This window comes from Acidobacteriota bacterium (assembly GCA_016715115.1).
In the GTDB taxonomy this organism is placed as follows: domain Bacteria; phylum Acidobacteriota; class Blastocatellia; order Pyrinomonadales; family Pyrinomonadaceae; genus JAFDVJ01.
The window spans coordinates 363,656-386,112 of record JADKBM010000013.1 but is presented as its reverse complement, the minus strand read 5'-3'; the positions used below and the strand labels follow the sequence as shown (position 1 = coordinate 386,112).

Genomic DNA, 22,457 nt, shown 5'->3' with positions numbered 1-22,457 from the left:
TTTTACTTGCCGGCCTCAACTACGGCCTTGAAATGCGATTCCGGAACGGGCGACTTGCCGAAAGTAACGTGGCATTTCACGCACGAGAACTTCGGATCCTTCTTTTTGGCGTCGATCTCGGAATTCAGAATTCCGCCGTCATTCGTTGTCGCCGTAATGTGACACCCCGCGCACGACGTCACCGGCACTTTCTTGGTTTTGATCTCGGCCGTGTTGAGCGTCATCACGTTGTGGCAGGTAGCGCAACTGAGTTCGGCGTGACTGAACCACTCGTGCCGGAAAGCACCCGCCGAAGTCCGGCGTTTCCACGCGAGAAGCATTATCTTGTCGTCAATTCCCATTCTAACCGCGAACTCCGAACTGAAGTCGGTTGCCGGAAGCGGCTCCTTGACCTTGTGGCACGTGCCGCAATCGGTCGGCGCCGGAGCGATCCCCGAATCGGCAGAATGACACGTGAAACAGTTCGCGTGACCGATCGGCGATGCCTTGAACGTTCCCTTTTTCAGCCAAAACGCATCGCCCAGATCCTTCGGAGGCTTCGAAAAATACTCGTCGTTGGAATCGCCTTGCGGTTTGTAAGTCGAATGGCAAACCTTGCAGCTATCTTCGTTCGAACTCATCCGCGCGGTGACGAAAAGCGCTCCGTCACGCGCTCTCGGCGAACGGTTTTGGCTGACGATCTCGACGTGTTTGTCGTGCGGAAACGCGACCTTGAATTCAGATTCCGCGATCTTGCCGCGCGGTGTCGCGTCAAAGATCTCACGCGGATTCGGGAACGGGAAGCGGGTGCTGTCGCCCGGCCCGGGATTGGCATGACAGTTGGCGCAGATCGCCGGCGGCCTGCCGGTGAAAAACTGCTCGCGGTGACAGTCGATGCAAGAATCGTGTTTCGGGAAATCCGTCACGTCCGGGAACGCCGCGTCCTTGCTTCGCACCTTGTCCCAATTCGTTGTCGGCACTTTGTGGCACGCCGAGCACTGCATTTCCATATCGAGATGGATCTGGTGCTTGAAGTCACCGAATCGCGCCTGTTCGGGATCCGGAGTCGGCGCCGGCGTCGGCTTCGGAACGGTCTTGGCTTTCGGTTTCGGCCGGCGTTTCGGAGTCGGTGTGGCAACCGCGTCGAAGCCGTGCGTGACCGCAAGGATCCGAGGATAAAACAGGCTTCCGAACGAAGCGCACACGAACAAAAGAACGACCGCGAGGCGAAACCGTTGATATCTTTTGCCGTTTAGTCTTGTCATCGAAGTGATGGATTAAAGCTTAACGAAATGCTACAATTAACGCCATTCAAAAGAATGTGATTGTGGTCACAGACCTGAAAACAATCGGCAAATATCTCGCCGAAAGCGGAAGAAATAAATGTCGTCAAAAGAAGATCTCAGCGCTTCGGCTTCCGCAAAAAGACCATCCTTCGCAGCCCGATTCACCGACTTTCTCAGTTCCGTCAAATTCGGCATCATCTTGCTTATTCTGCTGATCGCAGTGAGTATGACGGGGATGCTCGTGACGCAATACAACGTTACCGGATTTGAAGCGTACATTGCGGAAATGAGCGAGTTCCGACGGAACCTTTACGGCACGCTCGGATTATTCGACATCTACGGCACGTGGTACTTCAACGCGCTTTTGGCCCTTCTGTCGCTGAATATCATTTTGGCGTCGATCGAGCAGTTTCCGAGAACCCGGAAGCTGGTCGCGCGCCCGAATCTGGAACCGACGCCGAATTGGTTGGTCTCACAAAAACCAAGCGGCGTAATCGAACTCGCCGGAACGCCGGACGAGGTCGCTCGAACAGTCTCGAACACCTGTCGGAAGATCGGCTGGCGGCGGACGCTTGTCAGTGAAAAGGGCGACGGCAGATTCGTCTTTGCCGAGTCCGGCGCTTGGAACCGATTCGGCGCATACGCGGTTCACGTCGCGCTCCTGACGATTCTCGCGGGCGGCTTCGTGACGTCGCAATTAAGCTATTCGGGGCAATTGCCGATCACCGTCGGCGAGACCGCGGCGCAGATCAACGAACTCGTCTTTCGCGACGACCGGTCCTCGATCAGATACCGGCGTTTGCCGTTCGCCGTCACGTGCCTCGATCTCGAACAAAAGCTGATCAATCCGAAAGGGCCACTCGAATCCGCCAATTCGATCGATTGGTTGACGCATCTCGAGATCAGTGACGATTCCGGCCGGCATCGAGCGGTGATAAAGCTAAATCAGCCGTTCGATTACCGGGGTTTCCGGATCTTTCATTCGACATTTCTTTCGATCGCCAAAGCGCGAAGCGTTCGAATTCAAGCCACAACCGCGGAAGGATCGGTCGAAAACCATACGATCGAGCGCAACGGAACCGTAAGTCTCGCGAATGGGACCGCACTTCGCTTCGTCGATTTCCGCGCGAATCTCAGTCTGACTCGCGACGCGTCCAACGAAAACTCCGTCGGCTACGAGAATCCGGCGGCGATCATCGAAGCGACCTTGCCGGACGGCACACGCCGGACCGTTTTCGCATTTCGCGACAATCAGTCCGGCGATCGGACGAATTTGAGTTCGTTTGGAGGAAGCAGCCTTCGCTTGCTCGATTTTGAGAGAGTTTCCGACAGACACGTTCTGATCGTGCGCCGTGATCCGGGCTCGCCGATCGTCTACACGGGTTTCGCGTTGCTCATCGCCTCGCTCGCGGCCGTCTTTTTTTTCTCTCACCAACGCGTTTGGTGCGCGATCGAACGGCTCCCGAACGGCAAATGCCGATTGATCTTCGCGGGCAACACGAACCGCAATCAAGCCTCGTTTGAAAGACGATTCGCACGGCTTTTTGACTCGCTCTTGGAGGCCTGATCTCACAAAACCGCGGAATTTTTCGCACCGGACCGTGACAAAATGATTCGTTTCGACGGACATACGTTGCTCTGCCGAAAAACGGAACGGTTGTGCGCATCACTTTTTTCGGCAGTGGCCGAATCAGATCTTTCGATTCTGAAAGCTTTCTTCAAATCCTTGCCTTGATTGCGTTTAACAGTGTTTTGACTACAAGGTGCCATGAACCATCATCACGCTCCGGCGGCGATGCTACAGCGGCTCAATGTTCGTCCGGCGGCGTTTTCTGCCTCCTCGGGCACGGTTCGTGCAACCAATGTCTCCGTCGGAACAACAAAGGGGTTAGTTGAACCCAACCGACATCCCCCCGGGTTGATTCGTTTTCGAAGTTTCCCGCAACGATTTGCGTTTTCGGAATTGAATTCGCCGCTCCAGTAAAAACGCTGCTCGACTTGACTCGCTTCCGTCCGATCGTTTGGGCTCGGTCGGAAACGAGATCGGAAATTGGCTCACCGTTACCCTCGGCGGTCAAACAAATCGCATAGACGCGCAAATCGCGCGATTCATAAGACTTGCGAAGTTCTTAAGTCTTTAGGAGGACTATAGTTATGGTATTGAAGATAAGACGTGTGAAATTGTTTCTGGTACTTTCCTTCGCGGCGGCAGCGGCCGCGGCGGTTTTTCTAAGCTCGAGTTTTACGGCTCCCGCTATCGCATCCGAAGGCGGCGCGCCGACGGGACGCACGGGAGCCCCCGGCGAAACGACCTGCACAGGGTGCCATTCGCAGAATGCGGGCGCGGGTCAGTTCAGCGTGATCGCGCCGGCCACCTATGTTCCGGGCCAAACCTATCAGATCCAGGTTCAGCATTCGACAACGAACTTTTCACGCGCTAATTGGGGGTTCGAGGTCATTCCGCTTGCCGGGACGACGATGGCGGGGACGGTCGCGGCGACGAACGGAAACACACGCGTCCGTGTTGCTTCAACCAAAAGTTACGTCACCCAAACTCTCGCCGGCACCTATCCGGGCACGTTCGGCGGCGCTTCCTGGACTTTCAACTGGACCGCGCCGGCGACAAACGTCGGAAACATTACATTCTATGGAGCCGGACTGCAGGGCGATAACGATGGCGGGGAAGGAGGCGACGTGACGATTACCACGACCGCAGTCGTTCAACCCCAACCCGTGGTCGTCATTCGTCACGGTTTTTCCGATTTTGACGGAGACGGCAAGGCCGACCCGAGCATTTACAGACCGGCCACCGGCATCTGGTATATGAACCGTTCAACCCAGGGTTTCAATGCAATGCAGCTTGGAATCGCGACCGACGTCATTACGCCGGCCGATTTTGACGGCGACGACAAGACCGATCTCGCGGTCTGGCGCGAAGCTCCGGCGTCAGAGGCCGCGTTCTATATTCTTCAATCGACCACTTCGACCGTGCGCGTTGAAAAACTTGGTCAAACGGGCGACAAACCTACAACTGTCGCGGATTGGGACGGCGACGGAAAAGCCGATCCTTCGGTTTATCGCGACTCGGCCGTCGGTTCGCAGAGCTACTTCTACTATCGCGGAAGTCTCAATAATCCGTCGGGGAACACGACCTATGTTCAATGGGGAACGACCGGCGACAAAGCCGTCCGCGGCGATTTCGACGGTGACGGCAAGTCGGACCCGGCGATCTACCGTCCCGCAGACCAGCGCTGGTACATCCGTTTGAGTTCGACAAACGCTCTGATAGTCGACAATTGGGGGCTTGCGACCGACAAGTTCGTCTGCGCGGACTATGACGGCGATTCAAAGACCGATCTCGCGGTGTTCCGCAACGGCGTTTGGTTCGTCAAGCAAAGCTCGAACGGCCAGGCCGTTTACTATAACTGGGGACTCGCGACCGACGTCCTCGTTCCCGCCGATTACGACGGCGACGGTAAAACGGACGCCGCGGTTTACCGTGGCGGTACGTGGTACATACGTGCCAGCAGCACGTCGAGCCTGAGCGTCGCGACGTTCGGACTCGCGTCCGACCGTCCGGTTCCTTCGGCATATGTTCAGTAGTCCTGCCAAAACGAAAGGCCGCGTGCGACATAAATCCCGCACGCGGCTTTTTTTGCGATTTTGGGGCGGTTCAGCGATTCGGGCCTGTTGCAAATCGCGGGTCACCCTGCGCATACTTTAGAAGTTACTTAGCTTAGCAACGCTTGGAATCCATTTGGTACGACGAAGGGCAGATAACTATTTATGAACAAGGAAAACATTCTATTCGGAATTATCGGATTGGTGGCCGGTCTCGTGATCGGCTTTATGTTCGCAAATTCGGTCAATCGGGGCAGCTCGACGACAACCGCGCAAAACCCCTTGAGCGGCGGGATGAGCCAAAACGCAAATATGCCGCCGGGGCATCCTGAGATCTCAGGCAACAACCCGACCGCGGCGCAAATGGAGAACATTCCGCAGGTTCAGGAAGCGATCGAAAAAGCGAAGGCCGAACCTGGAAACTACGACGCGCAAATGAACGCCGGAAAGGTCTATTTCCAGATTCGGAAGTATGATTCGGCGATCGAGTTGATCCAGCGCGCAAACAAGTTGAAGCCCGAGGAAGTCGAGCCGTTGGTGATGCTCGGAAACTCGTATTCGGAAACTGACAAGTTCGAAGAGGCAGAGAAATGGTATACCAGCGCGCTGGCAAAGAAACCCAACGATGTCGTCGTTCGAATGGATCTGGCACTGACTTTCTTTCTGCGCGAACCGGCGAATTACGAAAGGGCGATACAGGAGTTCAACAAAGCGCTGGCGGTCGATCCGAAACATCTCCAGAGCCTTCAAAACCTGACGGTAACGTACATCAAAAAGGGCGACGCGGCGAACGCCAAGGCGACGCTCGCGAAGATCGAAGCGATCGAGCCGTCGAACGCGGCGATCGGCAGATTAAAGGAAGAAGTCGAAAAGCTCGGCAAATAGCTTCCCGAACGCTTTTTTTGCGAATTAGACCCTGTTACGGATTAGTAAGTTCAAGCATTTTCAACTGTCCCTGAAAGGGACTCAGTTAATAACGTCGGGAGCATCCCGACGACTTGGTTTTAATGATTGTTCGTCCATGAAAGGGACGCAGGAATTGATCCTTTTCTTCCTGCGTCCTTTTAATGGACGAGAAGTTTCCCCCCCTTTTCCCCCCCCCCCCCCCCCCCCCCCCCCCCTTCCCTATGCCGGCCGCGTTCGATCGCGACCGGCTTTCTCTTCTTCGGGCTTTTTCCGGTGCGACGATCGCGCTCGTCGCGCCCGCGTTGAGCCAAATTTTAGCCAGCCGTGTCGTATGCTAAAATCAAGTTGGATTCGAGCTTTTTCATTTGCGCCGCGGCGTTGTTTCGATCGATCCTTGTGACACGTCGCGAAGGATATCGAAATGAACACCTGCCCGCAATGCAACCAAGTTTATTACGACGATACGAACTTCTGCCTGAACGACGGCGCGACGCTGGTTCCCGCTTCGCAGATCCCAACCGCGCCGCAGATCGAGATGCCGACCGTCGTCCGAAGCGCTTCGCGCGTGAGCCCCGGTCCGGCAGACGGTCGAGTCGGTCCCGCAACCGAACGCCCAGCCGATAATGCCGGCAACCGAGCGTGGAGCGGCGCGCCATCCATACGTCGTGATCGGGATCGTCCTTTTGCTGTTGCTGGGCGCCGGCGTCGGGCTTGGGATCTACTTTCTGCGCTCGCCCTTAAACGGGCCGACCGAACCCGCGAAGAATCCCTCGGCCGATTCCCGTGCCGGCAACTCGGCCGGCGCGGATCAGAACAAGCAAGACGCGATCGACAAAGAGAAAGGAAACCTAAAGACCGATGAACAAAAACTCGAGGAAGAACGCAAGAGATTAGAAGAAGGCGAAAAGGCAGCAGAATTGGCCAAAGCAGAGCCGGACAACTACGATGCCCAGATGAAAGCGGCCGATCACTACTATCAGACCAGCAAATTCGATTCGGCGATCAAGACCCTCAACCAAGCCCGCCGGCTGAATCCCGAGGCGTCCGAACCGATGTTTATGCTCGGCAACACTTATTTCGAAAAAGAAGAGTATGAAACTGCGGGTGCTTGGTACGAAAAGGCGCTCGAGAAGTCGCCAAACAACGTCCCCCATCGTGGTCAATTGGGGCTGACCTATCTCAACCGTCCAAAGCCGAACGTCGATCGGGCGATCCGGGAATTCAACCGCGCGCTCGAGATCGATCCGAAAAACCCACGCATCCTTTACAATCTGACGTCTGCCTACGCCACGAACGGCGAAGCCGCGAACGCGCGGGCCACGCTTGCAAGATTGGAGCAGCTCGATTCGGGAATGGATCTTGTGGAATTGCGCAAGTATGTGGCGGAACTCAAGAAATAGTCTGCCAATCGCCCTTTTTTGTAGAAAGAAACCGGCCGCGTTCGAACGCGGCCGGCTTTTTCATTTTCAGGCTGTTTCCGGATCAATCAAGCACCGCGATCGTCGCGCCCCAGCTCCCCGAAAACTCGTCGGCAGTTTTGAAGGAACGGACAAATTCGGTCCGTTCAAGTACTTTTCGCACCGTTTCGCGCTGTACCCCAACACCCTTGCCGTGGATCAAACGGACCATTTTGAAACCCTTCTTCCGGGCTTCCTCAGGGTAGGCTTCGGTCACCGCCTTGACGTCCCTTGAGCGAACGCGTGAAGGTCGATCGAGTCCGTGATCTCAAGATCGACGGTCTCGCCGAACGGATTATCGAGGTCGTCAATCATAGTCGAAAAGAATGGAGCAACGTTGACGGTTTCGTCTTTGATCACGCGCTCGGATCAGGTCATTTCCCTTTCGCGGTCTCGTAGTTGGCGATGTCGTCCGGCAACCGCAATTTGTACCGCGTCTTGTCGAAAACAACATTGAATCGCTTCTCTTCGATCTGACCGCTCGCCGTATTGCGCAGCCGTAGCGTGAACGTCCGGCTCTCATTGGTCCCTTCGACCTTCAGCGGAAGTTCACCCCAAACCTCGCCGATCAGCGGATAAATACGGTAGTGGGTCTGATCGTATTTGTCGTATCCGAGCAGCAGAACGCCGTCAAAGTCGGGTTCCTTGCCGTCGATCGCTTTGACGGTGTTCGTTCGCGAAAGAATGATCCAGCTGCTCGGCTTAGCTGTTTTGGCTTCGTCCTTGAGCGATGTGTCGAGCGCATCGATGCGTTGCCACGTCACGAACTTTTTGTTGTTCTGCTGGTAAAAGACGATATCGTTCGGGACCTGAAGTTCGACCTGACGCCCGAAAAGCCAACCGGACGGCGCCGGCGAGACGGAAGGATCGAGCTTGACCTTGTACCAGACGTCGTACTTTTCGTCGAGCTTTTCCGGTTCGTTATCCTCTTTGGCAGCTTCGATCTCGGCGCTTCGGCTTTTTGAGCCATTTTTCTTCGTATCGCTCTTTGACGAATCGTCGACATTCGACGCATCGACCGCTTTGACCACGTACTTCCAGGTCAATATTTCGAACGTCGAACCGTTGTCCAGTTTCAGAAGCACGTTGTCGTCGCGCATTTCAGGCGAGATACGCAAATTCGACTTCGCGCGCAGCAGACCGTTGGCCTGCGGCTGCGCGTCCCTGTCTTCTTCGGCGAGTTTCCTGGATTTTTCAAGCACCTCGCCGGTAATCAGATTCTGCGCTTCGATCCAACCTTCGGTCATATCCTCGTCGCGGGCACGGACGCGATACCAGATCACCTTTTCAAAATCGACCTGATCGATGATGTCGAGTTGGTCGCCGCGTTTGACCTCGAGAATGTCCGAGGCCACGACGGCGAAAGACGTTCGGATCTGCGCCTTTTTCGCGATGACCGTTCCCGTGTCGCTCAAGCCGACCGCGGTCGCAAAACTGCCGAACGCGCCGCTTATCCAGCCGCAGCCGCTTAACAAAACCGCACCGGCCAATAAGATCGTAAATGTAAAAGCTCGTTTAAGACTCATTTCGATGATTTCAAGAAATTTCGCCAGTTATTATAACCCAACTTGTCCAATAAATCCTTTGACGCCCGCTCGGTTTCGCCTTTACCGTTAGCTTGGTCGAGAAGTTCTCAGTCCGAACTTCGATGCCGGCGAAGCTCAGTTCGGTTCGCCAATCAATCGACTCCGCGCCGCGTATGTAGTTTGCGGCGACCGTTCGAAGTGACGCCTCGGATTCGATCACGCGAAGGATCGCTGTGTTCCCGTCCTCGCGCGGTTTACCGAGCCGGTGATCGCGATACACGGCACGCAAAACGTCCTCGGCCGAGTTCTTCCCTTCGATTTTTCGAGCAGCGACAGATCAATGAGAAATGCGACAAGCATCCCGCGCGCGTAAACCTGCGTGTTCGAACCCGCCCAACGGCTCCGGGAAGCCTCGATCAGCGATTTTCGGGAGCTAAGCATCGAATCGGCATCGTATGCGCGGGCGAGCGTGTCAAGAAAATCCTCGAAGCGGATCCGGTTCAGCGCGACCGCCGTACGTAACGATTGATAAAGCGCAAATCCCTCGTAAAACCAGTCGTAATCGCCGGACAGATCGAGGCCGTTTGGAACCCAAAGATGAAACAGTTCGTGGCGAAGCTGCTCGTGAAGTTTTTGAACGGATTGCGTCGAAAACGGCATATCGGCGGACATTATCATCAGCGTCGCGCCGCGCGTCTCGGCCTCCCAACGCCCGAACCGCATTCCCTTCGGGTAGCGGATCAACCCGGCCAGAATTCCGCCCGCTGGCGCCGAACCGAATAACATCCGATACCTTTCAAGGATCTCGCCGGTCATTTTCGCCGCGTCCGAGTCGGAAAACAGGAACTCGCCGTCGATCACCAACCGTGCGGTGCGGTCCGGCGTTTCGAGCGTACGCAGGTCCTTGCCGACAAAAAAGACGGCGGTCTCGGGGACCGAAACGCGATAGGTGTTCTCCGCGATCCGAGTCTCGTTCGAGACGATCTCCTACCCGGCCGGAAGCGCAAATGAAAATGACGGCCGGCGTCTTCCCGGTCAGTCGCGGCAGAAGATCGGCGCCCATCAAGATCCCGCGGCCTTCGCGAGCCACGAAACGTGGGCCATCGCCGTCGGACTCAACGGCTTCAGATCGGATTTGTAGCGAAATGTGTCGAAGTTCGAACTCGCGAGGATCTCTCCGGGTGCGAGTGTTTTGAAATCGATCGGCTTTCCGTCACGTCCGGCAAGTTCGATCTCAGAGTGACGGGCCGCAAGTCCGGTCTGGCCCGCAAATGCGTCGGCAAGCGAGAAATCTGTAACCTTCCGGGCGGAGGGCTCGTCTGAAACATTACCGATGATGCGCGTACCCGAACCATCGACGGTAATGCTGATTTCCGTTGTTTGCGCATTCGAAGTGTTAAGAAATTGTAAAATGTGAACGAAAACGATCACAGCGACGAAAACGGTTTGAGCGGTTTTGACATCAATTTCATCGCGGAACTAAAATGGAAGCTTGATCGTAAGCGTTTTTTTGGCTCTTGACAGGTAGTAGCATAGAAAATTTTATGAGTCTTATCAAAATTGTCATCTACACTTTAGCGTTTTTGTTGAGCCTTCTTGTTTTCGGACGCTTCATTCTCTAGGCGATGGCTCGACTCGAGAAATCCTTTGCGGCGGTTTTTAATCGGAAACACGCTTCGTTTTCGGTCTGCATCCAGAATTGGCTTTATAGAAAGCGGTCTTTCACGGCCGCTTTTTTAATTTCCGCATTCTCGATTTCAGTTGGTTTGTAAAATCATATGAGTGAACTTAAAAAGATCGAACGCGCCCTGATCAGCGTTTCGGACAAGTCCGGACTCGTCGAGTTCGCGGAATCGCTGGCGAAATTCGGCGTCAAGATCATCTCAACCGGCGGAACCGCGGCCACGCTGCGCGCAGCGGGCGTCGACGTTACCGAAGTCTCCGACGTCACCGGTTTCTGAAATGATGGACGGGCGCGTCAAGACGCTCCATCCGAAGATCCACGGCGGATTTCTCGCGCTTCGCGACAACGACGAACACATCCGCGCGATGACCGATCACGGCATCGAACCGATCGATCTCGTCTGCGTCAATTCTATCCTTTCGAGAAAACGGTCGCAAAGGACGATGTGACGCTCGAAGACGCGGTCGAGAACATCGACATCGGCGGACCGGCGATGATCCGGTCGGCTTCGAAAAACTGGCGCGATGTCGCGGTCGTCACCGATTCCGCGCTTTATGAAGACATCATCGGCGAGATGAATGCCAACGCCGGAAGCCTTTCTCTGCCCACGCGCCGGCGTCTCGCGGTGCTCCGCGTACACGCGGACGGCGAGTTACGACCTCGCGATCCGCGCTTTCTCGCGGGTCAGCTTGACGATGCGGACTCGAGCTTCTTGAACCGCTCAACCCCTTGAAGAATCTGATCTTTATCGAATCGGACGGGGAGGAACGAGCCACCGATCAGGGCGAATTTCCGGAGCTTGAATTGATCGAGATCGAAAAGGTCTCGGACCTTCGTTACGGCGAAAATCCGCATCAACGGGCGGCGCTTTACCGCTCGGAAACCGGCGGCGGGATCGCCGGCGCCGAGCAGCTTCACGGCAAGGAGATGTCGTTCAACAATTACGTCGATGCCGATGCGGCGTGGAACCTCGTCAACGAATTCGAGGAAACGACGGTGGCGATCATCAAACACACGAACCTGGTCGGGCGTCGGAACCGGCGCCAGCACGCTTGAAGCATACCGGCGCGCATTGGCGACCGACCCGGTTTCGGCATTCGGCGGCATCGTCGCGGTCAACCGCACGGTCGATGCCGAAACGGCTGAGGCGATCAACGAGGTCTTTACCGAAGTCGTCATCGCGCCTGACTTTACCCCGGACGCGTTGGCCGTTCTGTCGAAGAAAAAGAACCAGCGCGTGATCAGAATCGCAACCGTTGCGACCGGCGAGAGTTCCGAACTGAAACCGATCTCGGGCGGCTATTTGCTGCAGAACAAGGATTTGCGGCGCGTCACCTCGGAAGACCTGAGATTCGTGACGGACCGCCAGCCGACGGCTGAAGAGATCCGCGCGATGCTTTTCGCCTGGAAGGTCTGCAAACACGTCAAATCGAACGCGATCGTCTTTGCGAACGGCGAACAGACGCTCGGAGTCGGCGCTGGACAGATGAACCGCGTCGATTCGGTCCGCATCGCCGCCGTTCGCGCCGAACGCTTCGGGCTGTCGTTGAAGGGTTTTGGTCGTCGCGTCGGACGCGTTCTTCCCGTTCCGCGACAACGTCGACGAAGCCGCCGCCTTTGGCGTCGCCGCGATCATCCAACCCGGCGGTTCAATGCGCGACGAAGAATCGATCGCCGCCGCCAACGAACACAATATCGCGATGGCATTCACGGGCGTGAGGCATTTTAAGCACTGAGCTTTTCGCAGCGATATTCGGATCTCCGGAACAAAAGCGAAGGTTCTTTAGATCTTCTTCAACGGATCCGATCGATTGCCGCCGAAGCAATCGATCGGATATTTAGCGATGATCGGAGTTTTGGCCATTATTCGTTCGTAGTGTCCAACCGGACGAATTCCCAACCGCTCGACGCCAATTCAAAATGGAAAACCCAGGGTTTACGTTCGGAATTCACCGGCTCGCTTTTGAACGCACAGGCAACCTCGTAATGATCGTCACGCTTATCAAATGCCGCTCCGGCAAAGCAGCGGGCGGCGTCAATGCTTTCGCTGGCGAAAACAAGGTCGTAATGTTTGAGAAAGTCAGCCTCGGTGCTTCCATCATAGACGAAAACGGTCGTCTCGGTCGATGAAATGTTCCGGCCCCTGCGGGAAGTCGGGATGTCCGGAAATCACATCAAGATAATCTGAAATCCAATCCAAAATCCAAAATCGCAACGGGTTGTTCGTCGGCCCGAAAAGCTTTGTCTGATGGCTTTCGGCATCGTAGACGAACCGTTTGTTCTCGGCATCGACCGTGAGGTTTCCGGCGGGATCGTAAGTATGGCCGTTCAGCCGGTTAGTCGAGGCGCTCGCCGAAGGGTTGGTGACCGTGTTTGAAACCGAAATCGTCGTTGTGTTGGCGGCGTCGAACGTTCTGTTTCCGAACCGGTCGTAGTCGAAGGTCTGCTTCAAAGTTCGTGGTGGTTCCGACCTTCTCTTCCGCAGATTTGAGGCGATTAATAGACGAAAACGGCCGTCTCTTGCCGTTTTTATCGTACCCGTAGCCCTGATTCGGATTGAACCGGTTTGTCGCCGGACTTTACGCATTCAACCAGCCGCGGAGCGGCGGCAGAGTTTAGCCGTGCGGCGTCAGCCCACGGGCCAACGCGCGGTTAGTGATTGGAGTCGCGTGAGCGACGGCACGGACGATTTTGGGGATTTCGATTTTGGATTTCCGATCGGTCGGAAATCGCCACGCCGTTCGTCCGCTTTCGGCGGTCACGCGTGCGTGAACGCGCAACTCCTGCGGGTTGGCGAAATCCAAAATGCGGTGTGCCGTCGCTCTGCGACTCGGGTTCGGGATTCGATCGCTTTCCGTGGGCTTACGCCGCACGGCTAAACTCTGCCGCCGCTCCGCGGCTGGTTGACCTGCAAAGTCCAGTTCTGCCCGGCATTTTCGGTCGTGTTGTTCTTTTCTTCCACCTCGGTCAGGCGATGAAGGGATTCGTATCTGTAATTCTGGACGATCGGATTCGCAATGCCGGCAACCGTCATCACCATCTGCGCGATATTGCCCGTGTTCTTGCTCGCGTTGACCGATCCCGACTCAAACTCGCCGTATTTGTATTCAAGTTTCCAGACGCTGTTGTCGGTCACACCGACGCCGATCCCGATCTCGGTCAGTTGCGCCCGCTCGTTGAACTTCGCCGTCTCCCATCGGTTGTTCCCGAGCTTCATCCGCTCGATCCCGCCCGATGCCGTGTATGAGAACGAATTGGCGTAGGTCCTCTCGGGTGCGTTCTGGTTGGCTTTGCCCCAGATCCGGCTGAGGTCGCCATCGGATTCGTATTCATAGCGGACGACTCGTGTCGAGGGATAGGTTTCCTCGGTCAATGCGCCGGCGAAGTTGTAGGCGTACTTCGATACCCGCGGGGTCGCGTTCTCGACCGATTCGGTGCCGAACGGAGTGCGCTGGATGCTTTCGGTCAGCCGCCCGAGCGTGTCGAACCCGGTGTAGCGCGTGTCGGAGACGCTGCTCGCGACGCGCGTCAGTTTGCCTTTCGCGAAGTTGGGCGAGGCCGTCGGCGGCTGGCTTGCGGCGAGGAATCCGTCGTAAAGGAACGTGACCTCGGGCGTGTTGTCGCTGATGTCGTTGCTCGCGAGACCGGCGCAGGTCGTGGCGGTGATCGTGGAGTTCAGCGGTTTCGAATAACAACGCTTCGTGACGCGCTTAGCCTTGTCGTACTCTGTTTATGATCGAAAACCCCGTTGGCGTCCGTCGCGCGGACAAGATCGCCGAGCGCGTTGTATTTGAACGCCGCCGACCATTGTCCCGATGTGTTGTACGGATCGGCAAGAGCAAGATTCGGGTTCGGCTCCTGCTCGGGCTGCATCACCCGGATCAATCGGCCCAAAGAATCGTATTTGAAATACCGATGCTGGATCGGGGTCGTTTCACCCGATCTGCCCTGCTGCACCTTCACCAATTTTCCCTGAACGTTGTAGGTGTAAAAGGTGGGCTGGTTCGGAGCGTCGATCGCGCCGAGATCGGCGTTTGGATCGGAACTGATCCCGGTCGGTTCATCGACGCGGATCAGTTGCCCGAGCGCGTTCGTGATCGACCGCGACCGTCGCCAGCCGGCATCGGTCGAAGTAACCACGATACCTTTGGGACGAGTCGCCCAATCGATAACAAGTAGATTGGAGGGTCAAGATCGGCGGAATTCTTCGTACAACTTCCCAAATTCACGCAACGCGTCCGTTGATTCGGGATAGGCCGCTTCAATTGCGCTCGCCCAGCCCAAATCTGTGTCGGATTGAAATTTTTCGATGAGCCATCGGTTGAACTCCCTCAACTCCTCAAACATCTCCCGACTCGAAAACGCGAAGCCTTGAATAAATGCGGCGACGCCGCTGAAGTTCGACGAGCCAGCGTACAAACCGGGATGTCGGACGATGCTCGTGATCAGATCCTCCAGATCATTCCCGCCGGGTCCGATATCAATAAATTTCGACATAAGCAGCCAAAGAAATCACTCCCGCACAGACTCATTCCCCGCCTGTCGATTGCTTGAATTCACGAAACAAAACTCCAAGCTCACGCAACGCGTCTTCCGATTTGGGATAAATCAGACTTATCCCACCGGCCCAAACCCAATTTTTGGGAAAATCGAGCCGCCCGGTCAACCATCGGTTGAAATCCCGAAGTTCATTAAGCCTATCAACAGAGGCGAACGCAAAGCCTTCAATAAACGCGGCGACCTTGGCAAACTCGCGAGTTCCCACATACATCGCCGGATGTCGGACGATGCTGTGGATAAGCACCTCAAGTTCACGCTCGCCGGGTTCGCTATGATTCTGAATAGACATTCTCGGGTCAAGCGTCCTTGGACAATGCTCGTAATCAGGTTCTCAAGATCGTTACCGCTGGGCCCCGATATCAACAATTTCGACACAATCAGCTGATTCAATCCTGAACAGACTCATTCGCGCTTCTGGATTGCTTGAATTCATGAAACAGAACCCCAAGTTCACGCAACGCGTCTTCGGAGTTCGGATAGACCTCTTTCATCCCATCCTTCCATCCCCAGTTTCGTGGAAAATCGAGACGTACTGCCAACCATCTGTTGAATTCCCGGAGTTCTTCATAATCTTTTGCCGATGCGGACGCGAAGCCTTCGATAAATCCTGCAACGTCGACGAACTCGCAGTTTCCGACATACATCGAGGGTCGCCGGACGATGTTGCAGATGAGTTCTACAAGCTTATTGTCTCCCGATTCGTGGATGGGCATAGTCGAACCAAGCCTCCGTTGTTCGTCAATTTATCCTCAAAAGCACCGTCGGAACGCCACCCGGGTTTTTCGCCGAACGAGGCTCGAATGTTCGAACCCATTGCTTGAACGGTATGGGTTTGAACCCCGAACTAGCTCATTTTGTCGATAGCTTTTCCGTAGACGCTGGCTTCATCGTTCCTTTTGGTTCTTTGAACTCCTTGAACAGCCGGCTCAATTCACGCAATGCATCTTCGGAATCCGGGTAGGCCTGTAGCAAGCCATCCCACCAAGCCCAGTTTCGAGGAAAGTTCAAGCGCTCGGCAAGCCACTGGTTGAATCCTCGAATCTCCTTGGAGGTTTCGTCTTTTGCGTAGGCGAAACCCTCGAGATACACCGCTACATACCGCAGGTCCGTATAACCTGTGTACATCTGTGGGCGACGCGTAATGGCGCCGATCAACATTGCTAAGTCCAATTTGTCTTTGCTCGGCGCATTCTCCATTGCACGTTTCATCTCAGAAGGTTTCATCGTTCCTACTCTAGCTTATTTACGTTCGTCAAAACCGTCTCGCTCAGGTCCCAGTGTTTCACCCAATCCTTGAAAGGAATCGCCTTGTTTCCATACTTACTCAACTTGTCAATAACTTTCCCCTGATTGATATGTACGACGTGCTCAGCCCATCGCACGTCAGGATATAGACCTTTCGGCAAGCTCAGCCATTTGGAGGGTCCCCCTAACGGGTCGACCTGAGTAATCTTCACCAAGCTTCCGCCGCCAGCGAGTTCCTTCGACTGACGCGCCAACGACCAGCAATCATTATGAACCAGCCAGCCGTCGAGTCCGACGAAGTAGTTGTGGTTGCCTTCGACCTCGAAGTTGAAGGTCGCTCGCGTCTCGGCGACGCGTTCGATCGCGATGATCGGCTTCCATTCACCGGCGCTGTTTTTGAGCAGATCGCCGGCTTTCAGCCATTCCGCCGCGATCCAATCGCCGTCATCCGCCGACAAATTGTTCCGGTTCCGGTGAACGTAAAATGGATGCCTCAACGTAACCTGCAGAGTCTGCGGCTCCCCTTCGATTTGAATTTTCAAAAACTCGTCGGCCGTGTTTCTGAAAAGCCGGACGACCTCACGGAATTCAAGTTGGCCGTTGGTCTCATTATAGCTCAGAACGCTGTCGCCGGGCTCGATCAGCTCGATCGGAACAAGTCCCTCGTCGGTATGAACAAGCGTGCCGGCGACAAAGCAGAGCGCCCGCGTCGCGTCCGCCACGTTGTCGACCGCATTGATGAACCGATGCCCACGGCGGAAGAGGCTGCCGAAAGGAATCAGCCCAGCCGTGTTCAAGCCCGCTTCCCCGATCTCACCTTGTCCCAGATCGATCGCGCTCTTAAGAATCGTGGCCGGAACGTTAAGTCCAGGCACCATTTGCCCCGCCTCGGCTATTTTTTCAATGCCGGCAACCGCCCCTAATGGCGCGTTGTTTTCGGTATCAAGTGACGGTGATAGCGAAACATTTCCGTTGCCGCAGGCAGAGTCGCTTCCTGTAGGGCAACCCAGATCAGGCCCGCGAACGATTTGACGGGGAGAGATCGCCGATCCAATTTCGCCGGTCGGGGCGTCGACGGTTTGCGGATTGCTCTGGTCCTGCACCAGCGCTCCTTCCTCTTCAACCTGGCTTTTGGGGGCGCGTACAATGGTTACCGTATCATCCTCATTCAGAATAACGACGGCACCCTTTCTTGCATTGTGATCCGTCCAGTCGTTCAGTGTCGTCACTTCCCGGCCATCAGCCGATTCCCAACCGTCTGGACACGTGGAATACCCTTCCTGATAGTCTTTCGTATCCTTCTTGTGACACCACTTCAGACCGAGCGGATCGGTGACATTCACCGGATTGTTGCCGACGTATACATAGCGATTGAAGGTCTGGGGGTTTCCAAGGCTTGCCGATGAGAGGAGCGGATCGGGTGCGGTGAATCGTCCGTGGTTGTTCCGGTACATCCGCGCCTCGGCGAAATCGAGGCCGGTTTCCTCATCCTTTTCGTAGCCGGTAAAGCGCTTGCGGATGTTGTCGGAACCGTTGAGCGAATACTTGAGACTTTCCGTTCGTCCGCCCACGCCTGCGCCGATCTCCTCGCCGAACGGGAGAAAGTCGCGCCGGGAAACGACGTTCCCCTGACGATCGGTGATCACGCGCGGCGACCCAAGCAGGTCGGTCGTCAGATAGCTCGTCGTCGGATTCACGGGCAGCGCGACCGTTGAGTATTCCGCAGCCAATGCGCCGAATCCGTCATAAACAAAGACGGTCGTTTCCGTATTCGTTACTTTCTTGACCCTCGCGCCTTCGCCGTCGTAGAAGTACCGGCCGATGACGTTCGCGTCGGGATTTCCGGAGTTCGTCGGGATATTGAGATCCCGGACGACTGTCTGTTTGTCATCGCCGTTGTACGCGAAACTCAGATTCTGGGCATCCTGAACGATGTTGCCGTTGAAATCGTAAGTGGTATGAAAAGGTTAGGGGTTGAGCAGTTGGCCCATAATCGGGTATCGTTCCGATCAGTATGGTTCGGGCTCGGCTGCTCAACCTTTGTCGGCGTCGCCGGAGCGACGGCCCGTTGTTGAGCGGCGGTTTGATTATACGTATAAGCCATCAGAGCTTGCCATCGTAAGTAAACCGCCCTTTTCGTTTCGGACCATCTTGAAGCTTTCAAAGCTCGAATCAATAGTTGAAACCTTCGCTCCGGCGAAACCTGCAAACATATGATAGAACGGATACCTGAATTTCAAAAAACAAACGCGAGGCTCTTTTTCGGCCTCGATCTCGGCAAGAAACAATCACAGCTGGCGGTGCTCACGGAAACGGGAGAGGAGCTGGCGAACTTCGCCTTTCCGTCCGCGAGGGAGGACTTCCGCGCGCTCGCCGGACACTTGCGCGAAACCGACTCGATCGCGCTCGAGGTCTCGACCTCGGCGAACGCGGCGATGAGCATCTTCCGCACCGGAAGCGAGGCGCGGTCGGTGTTGTCGAACCCGCTGTTCACGCGGGCGATCTCGAAAGCGCGGGTGAAGTCCGACCGCGAAGACCGTGCGATTTTGGATTTTGGATATTCCAAGTCTCTTTGCGAGTACGCGCAATCCGATTAGGGTTTCGGCCATCGCATTCTCGTTTCCGTTTGCTTTTTCAATATCAAGGAGTTCGAGATAGAAATCGAATGCGACGCCAGGGTTTCCAAACTGGAATAGGAATGACGCGTAGCCCCCAATGAAGTACCAGTTCTTTGAGTCGAGTTCAAGTGCCTCCGATGTTCGGCGAATCATTTAGGTTGTTGATGTCAGCTCGATAAGTATAGCGCTGGTGACCTGCTTCATTTCTCCTCACTCCTTCCATTTCTTCAACTTTGTCTCGCTCAGATCCCAGTGTTTCACCCAATCCTTGAAAGGAACCGCCTTGTTCCCATATTTGCTCAATGGGTCGATCACCTTCCCCTGATTGATGTGTACGACGTGTTCAGCCCATCGCACGTCAGGATATAGACCTTTCGGCAAGCTCAGCCATTTTCGAAGGCCCCCCATGCGGGTCGATCTGTTTAATCTTCACCAAGGTTCCGCCAACAGCAAGTTCCTTCGACTGCCGCGCCAACGACCCGGATAGCAATGCACCTATGACGAACGTTTGGTGCTATCGACAAATCAGTCATACGAGGGAATTGGGTACTCGTGCTGCCCCGTTCGGATCCGGTAAGCGATATCGTGCGGCGTGAAGACCACACCAAACTCGGCGTTTTGGTTTTCGCCTCGCAGCTTGCCAACATGGGTGTACGCATGATCGACGATCCGCCAAACGTACCACTTGTCGGATCTCACGAGCCTTTCCTCGCCATTTCTTCGCGCATATTCGGGAGTGAGGCAAAACAAAATTTGTTCTATCTCGCCAACATTTCGTGATTTTCCAACCTTCTCCCACAGCCCCAGTTTGACTCCCCACGTGACAATGCAATGCGAAAAGAACTGAACTTCACCGGCGACGATTCGATCCATTGGCGGGGTTTCGGTGGCAGAATAGACCTCATTGAATGTCCTGACAACATCGCTGTTTAGTTGCAATGGGTCGAAAGCAATCAATTGAAAGAACTTTTGCGATTTGTCGTCGATTTTGACGGCGAAAACATCGCCGATTTTTGCAATGACCCGTTTTCGCTTTTCCATATCATCCTCACTTGATACCGTAAATCGACCAGTATTTTTCGCCGATTGAGTTTATCTTGTTCTGCAGATTCGCCAAACCATGTTGATTTATCAGCTTCTGCTCCCAAACTCTGGCCTGGATTTTTGTAAGGTTGCTAGCACCGGCGACTTCAAGAAATTGAAGTCCTGCCTTTTCTGCAACACGACGATGCTCTGCCACCCTAACGCCCAGGTTTCTTGAAGTGATTCCAACATATTCAACGGCTCCGGTAACTCGGTTGAGCCCCTGATAAACAACATAAGAACCTCCGGCGGTGCAATCATTATGAACCAGCCAGCCGCCGAGCCCGACGAAGTAGTTGTGGTTGCCTTCGACCTCAAAGTTGAAGGTCGCTCTTGACTCAAAGACGCGCTCAATTGCGATGATCGGCTTCCATTCACCGGCGATATTTCGCAGCAGATCGTCCGTTTCTAGCGACTCCGCCGGGGCAAGCTTTCCCAGACGACGGTTTCATCGTTTCTCGGTCGACTCCTTGAACTCCTTGAACAGGCGTCCCAATTCACGCAACGCGTCTTCGGAGTTCGGATAGACCTCTTTCATCCCATCCTTCCATCCCCAGTTTCGTGGAAAATCGAGCCGTACTGCCAACCATCTGTTGAATTCCCGGAGTTCTTCATAATCTTTTGCCGATGCGGACGCGAAGCCTTCGATAAATCCTGCAACCTCGACGAACTCGCAGTTTCCGACATACATCGAGGGTCGCCGGACGATGTTGCAGATGAGTTCTACAAGCTTATTGTCTCCCGATTCGTGGATGGGCATAGTCGAACCAAGCCTCCGTTGTTCGTCAATTTATCCTCTTAAGCACCGTCGGAACGCCACCCGGGTTTTTCGCCGAACGAGGCTCGAATGTTCGAACCCATTGTTTGAACGGTATCGGTTTATCCCCGAATTTGCTCATTTTGTCGATAACCTTTCCCTTGTAAACAAACACATCGTGATAGAAGAACCCCTTCTGATACATATTTCCAGAGTTCAGGAATGTTTCCTCCCCCTTAGCCCCGAACTGCATTATTCGAATCACTCTTCCGCCACCAGTCTGCTTCTGAAGCGCAAGCGCAATATCGGTACAATCATTATGAACCAGCCAGCCGCCGAGCCCGACGAAATAGTTGTGATTGCCCTCGACCTCAAAGTTGTAGGTCGCTCTTGACTCAAAGACGCGCTCAATTGCGACGATCGGCTTCCATTCGCCGGCGCTGTTTTTGAGCAGATCGCCCGTCTTCAGCGACTCCGCCGCGATCCTCTCGCCGTCATCCGCCGACAAGTCGCTCCGATTGCGGTGAACGTAGAACGGATGCCCCAACGTAACCTGCAGTGTCTGCGGCTCGCTTTCGATATGGACTTTCAAAAACTCGTCGGCCGTGTTTCTGAAGAGCCGGACGACCTCACGGAATTCAAGTTGGCCGTTGGTCTCATTATAGCTCAGAACGCTGTCGCCGGGCTCGATCAGCTCGATCGGAACAAGTCCCTCGTCGGTATGAACAAGCGTGCCGGCGACAAAGCAGAGCGCCCGCGTCGCGTCCGCCACGTTGTCGACCGCATTGATGAACCGATGCCCGCGGCGGAAGAGGCTGCCGAAAGGAATCAGCCCAGCCGTGTTCAAGCCCGCTTCCCCTATCTCACCTTGTCCCAGATCGATCGCGCTCTTAAGAATCGTGGCCGGAACGTTAAGTCCAGGCACCATTTGCCCCGCCTCGGCTATGGTTTCAATGCCGGCAACCGCCCCTAATGGCGCGTTGTTTTCGGTATCAAGTGACGGTGATAGCGCAACATTGCCGCTGCCGCACGCCGAATCGCTTCCTACGGGACATCCGAGATCAGGATCCGTTTGTCGGGGAGAGATTGTAGTTCCAATTTCCCCGGTCGGTGCCGAGACTGTGGTGTCAGGGTTGGACGATGCTTGAATCTGAACGCCTGCGTTGGCTACATCCCGATCGTTTGACGGTCGGTTGACGGTGTATCGTCCGTCGTCGTGCAGAGTCAGCGTATCGCCAATACGGAATGTGACCCCGTTTGAGTCCACGCCGCCCGTATTCACGGCATCAGCCCGGGTCGTCCGTCTTTCGTCACCGCCGCAGGCAGTACCGGCACCTGCAAAACGTACGAACCCGCCGTCGCTGCCGTCCTTCTTCACGCACCAGTCCAATCCTAAAGGGTCCGTCACATTCACCGGATTGTTGCCGACGTAGACATAGCGGTTGAAGGTCTGGGGATTTCCGAGGCTTGCCGATGAGAGGAGCGGATCGGGAGCGGTGAACCGCGCGTGGTTGTTCCGGTACATCCGCGCCTCGGCGAAGTCGAGGCCGGTTTCTTCGTCTCGTTGGTATGTGGTGAATTTCTGGCGGAGGTTGTCGGAGACTCCGTATTTCGCGGTTGTCGTGCGCTCACCGGTGTTGCTGGTGATCTCTTCGCCGAAGGGTTTGAAATCTCTTCGGGCGATGACGTTGCCCTGGCTGTCCGTGATGACCCGCGGGGAACCCAACATATCCGT

21 protein-coding genes and 2 pseudogenes are annotated in these 22,457 nt (G+C 55.2%); 6 read left to right on the top strand and 17 right to left on the bottom strand.

Annotation, left to right across the window (positions count from 1 at the left end):
• Positions 1-2 precede the first annotated feature (2 nt).
• Complete coding sequence (locus IPN69_16520; protein ID MBK8812314.1) at positions 3-1,244, bottom strand: hypothetical protein; 1,242 nt, start codon at positions 1,242-1,244, stop codon at positions 3-5.
• 118 nt (positions 1,245-1,362) lie between these two features.
• On the opposite strand from IPN69_16520, the gene IPN69_16515 reads away from it, so the two are divergent.
• From IPN69_16515 to IPN69_16500, 4 genes are all read left to right on the top strand, one after another.
• Positions 1,363-2,832: a cytochrome c biogenesis protein ResB gene (locus IPN69_16515; protein ID MBK8812313.1), complete on the top strand. Its 1,470-nt coding sequence runs from the start codon at positions 1,363-1,365 to the stop codon at positions 2,830-2,832.
• A 587-nt stretch (positions 2,833-3,419) separates the two neighbouring features.
• Positions 3,420-4,868 carry a hypothetical protein gene (locus IPN69_16510; GenBank protein ID MBK8812312.1) on the top strand — a complete coding sequence of 483 codons (1,449 nt, stop codon included), beginning with the start codon at positions 3,420-3,422 and terminating at the stop codon, positions 4,866-4,868.
• 183 nt (positions 4,869-5,051) lie between these two features.
• Positions 5,052-5,771: a tetratricopeptide repeat protein gene (locus tag IPN69_16505; GenBank protein MBK8812311.1), complete on the top strand. Its 720-nt coding sequence runs from the start codon at positions 5,052-5,054 to the stop codon at positions 5,769-5,771.
• A 644-nt stretch (positions 5,772-6,415) separates the two neighbouring features.
• Positions 6,416-7,192, top strand: a complete 777-nt coding sequence (locus tag IPN69_16500; protein MBK8812310.1) for a tetratricopeptide repeat protein — start codon at positions 6,416-6,418, stop codon at positions 7,190-7,192.
• 82 nt (positions 7,193-7,274) lie between these two features.
• Here IPN69_16500 and IPN69_16495 read toward each other — a convergent pair.
• The 4 genes and pseudogenes from IPN69_16495 to IPN69_16480 form a co-directional block, all read right to left on the bottom strand.
• Positions 7,275-7,564: pseudogene (locus tag IPN69_16495) on the bottom strand (Smr/MutS family protein).
• Between the two features lie 59 nt (positions 7,565-7,623).
• The gene (locus tag IPN69_16490; GenBank protein MBK8812309.1) at positions 7,624-8,775 is read right to left on the bottom strand and encodes a hypothetical protein; all 1,152 of its coding nucleotides are present in this window, start codon (positions 8,773-8,775) and stop codon (positions 7,624-7,626) included.
• 216 nt (positions 8,776-8,991) lie between these two features.
• Positions 8,992-9,636, bottom strand: a complete 645-nt coding sequence (locus tag IPN69_16485; protein ID MBK8812308.1) for a hypothetical protein — start codon at positions 9,634-9,636, stop codon at positions 8,992-8,994.
• A 201-nt stretch (positions 9,637-9,837) separates the two neighbouring features.
• Positions 9,838-10,206, bottom strand: coding sequence for a hypothetical protein (locus tag IPN69_16480; protein MBK8812307.1), 369 nt, complete (start codon positions 10,204-10,206; stop codon positions 9,838-9,840).
• Between the two features lie 347 nt (positions 10,207-10,553).
• Here IPN69_16480 and purH point away from each other — a divergent pair.
• Positions 10,554-12,195, top strand: a pseudogene (purH, locus tag IPN69_16475) (bifunctional phosphoribosylaminoimidazolecarboxamide formyltransferase/IMP cyclohydrolase).
• Between the two features lie 362 nt (positions 12,196-12,557).
• Here purH and IPN69_16470 read toward each other — a convergent pair.
• The 8 genes from IPN69_16470 to IPN69_16435 all read right to left on the bottom strand — a co-directional run bounded on the left by IPN69_16470 (position 12,558) and on the right by IPN69_16435 (position 17,994).
• Complete coding sequence (locus IPN69_16470; GenBank protein MBK8812306.1) at positions 12,558-12,911, bottom strand: hypothetical protein; 354 nt, start codon at positions 12,909-12,911, stop codon at positions 12,558-12,560.
• A 423-nt stretch (positions 12,912-13,334) separates the two neighbouring features.
• Positions 13,335-13,832 (bottom strand): hypothetical protein, encoded by a 498-nt coding sequence (locus IPN69_16465; protein ID MBK8812305.1) that lies wholly within the window; start codon positions 13,830-13,832, stop codon positions 13,335-13,337.
• A 302-nt stretch (positions 13,833-14,134) separates the two neighbouring features.
• Entirely contained in the window at positions 14,135-14,599 is a 465-nt protein-coding gene (locus IPN69_16460) for a hypothetical protein (GenBank protein MBK8812304.1), read from the bottom strand.
• Positions 14,600-14,647: 48 nt separating this feature from the next.
• Positions 14,648-14,956 (bottom strand): hypothetical protein, encoded by a 309-nt coding sequence (locus IPN69_16455; protein MBK8812303.1) that lies wholly within the window; start codon positions 14,954-14,956, stop codon positions 14,648-14,650.
• A gap of 31 nt (positions 14,957-14,987) precedes the next feature.
• Positions 14,988-15,308, bottom strand: a complete 321-nt coding sequence (locus tag IPN69_16450) for a hypothetical protein (protein ID MBK8812302.1) — start codon at positions 15,306-15,308, stop codon at positions 14,988-14,990.
• A gap of 97 nt (positions 15,309-15,405) precedes the next feature.
• Positions 15,406-15,732 (bottom strand): hypothetical protein, encoded by a 327-nt coding sequence (locus IPN69_16445; GenBank protein MBK8812301.1) that lies wholly within the window; start codon positions 15,730-15,732, stop codon positions 15,406-15,408.
• A 136-nt stretch (positions 15,733-15,868) separates the two neighbouring features.
• Positions 15,869-16,243 carry a hypothetical protein gene (locus IPN69_16440; protein ID MBK8812300.1) on the bottom strand — a complete coding sequence of 125 codons (375 nt, stop codon included), beginning with the start codon at positions 16,241-16,243 and terminating at the stop codon, positions 15,869-15,871.
• A gap of 5 nt (positions 16,244-16,248) precedes the next feature.
• On the bottom strand, positions 16,249-17,994 hold the full coding sequence (locus IPN69_16435; protein ID MBK8812299.1) for a hypothetical protein: 1,746 nt from the start codon (positions 17,992-17,994) through the stop codon (positions 16,249-16,251).
• A gap of 483 nt (positions 17,995-18,477) precedes the next feature.
• On the opposite strand from IPN69_16435, the gene IPN69_16430 reads away from it, so the two are divergent.
• A complete protein-coding gene (locus IPN69_16430) occupies positions 18,478-18,861 on the top strand; it encodes a transposase (protein ID MBK8812298.1) in 384 nt (127 codons plus the stop codon).
• Between the two features lie 546 nt (positions 18,862-19,407).
• Here IPN69_16430 and IPN69_16425 read toward each other — a convergent pair.
• The 4 genes from IPN69_16425 to IPN69_16410 are packed head-to-tail and all read right to left on the bottom strand — an operon-like array spanning position 19,408 to position 22,451.
• The gene (locus IPN69_16425) at positions 19,408-19,923 is read right to left on the bottom strand and encodes a hypothetical protein (protein ID MBK8812297.1); all 516 of its coding nucleotides are present in this window, start codon (positions 19,921-19,923) and stop codon (positions 19,408-19,410) included.
• Positions 19,924-19,930: 7 nt separating this feature from the next.
• On the bottom strand, positions 19,931-20,404 hold the full coding sequence (locus IPN69_16420) for a hypothetical protein (protein MBK8812296.1): 474 nt from the start codon (positions 20,402-20,404) through the stop codon (positions 19,931-19,933).
• Between the two features lie 9 nt (positions 20,405-20,413).
• Entirely contained in the window at positions 20,414-20,725 is a 312-nt protein-coding gene (locus IPN69_16415) for a hypothetical protein (protein ID MBK8812295.1), read from the bottom strand.
• A 25-nt stretch (positions 20,726-20,750) separates the two neighbouring features.
• A complete protein-coding gene (locus IPN69_16410; GenBank protein ID MBK8812294.1) occupies positions 20,751-22,451 on the bottom strand; it encodes a hypothetical protein in 1,701 nt (566 codons plus the stop codon).
• Positions 22,452-22,457 lie beyond the last annotated feature (6 nt).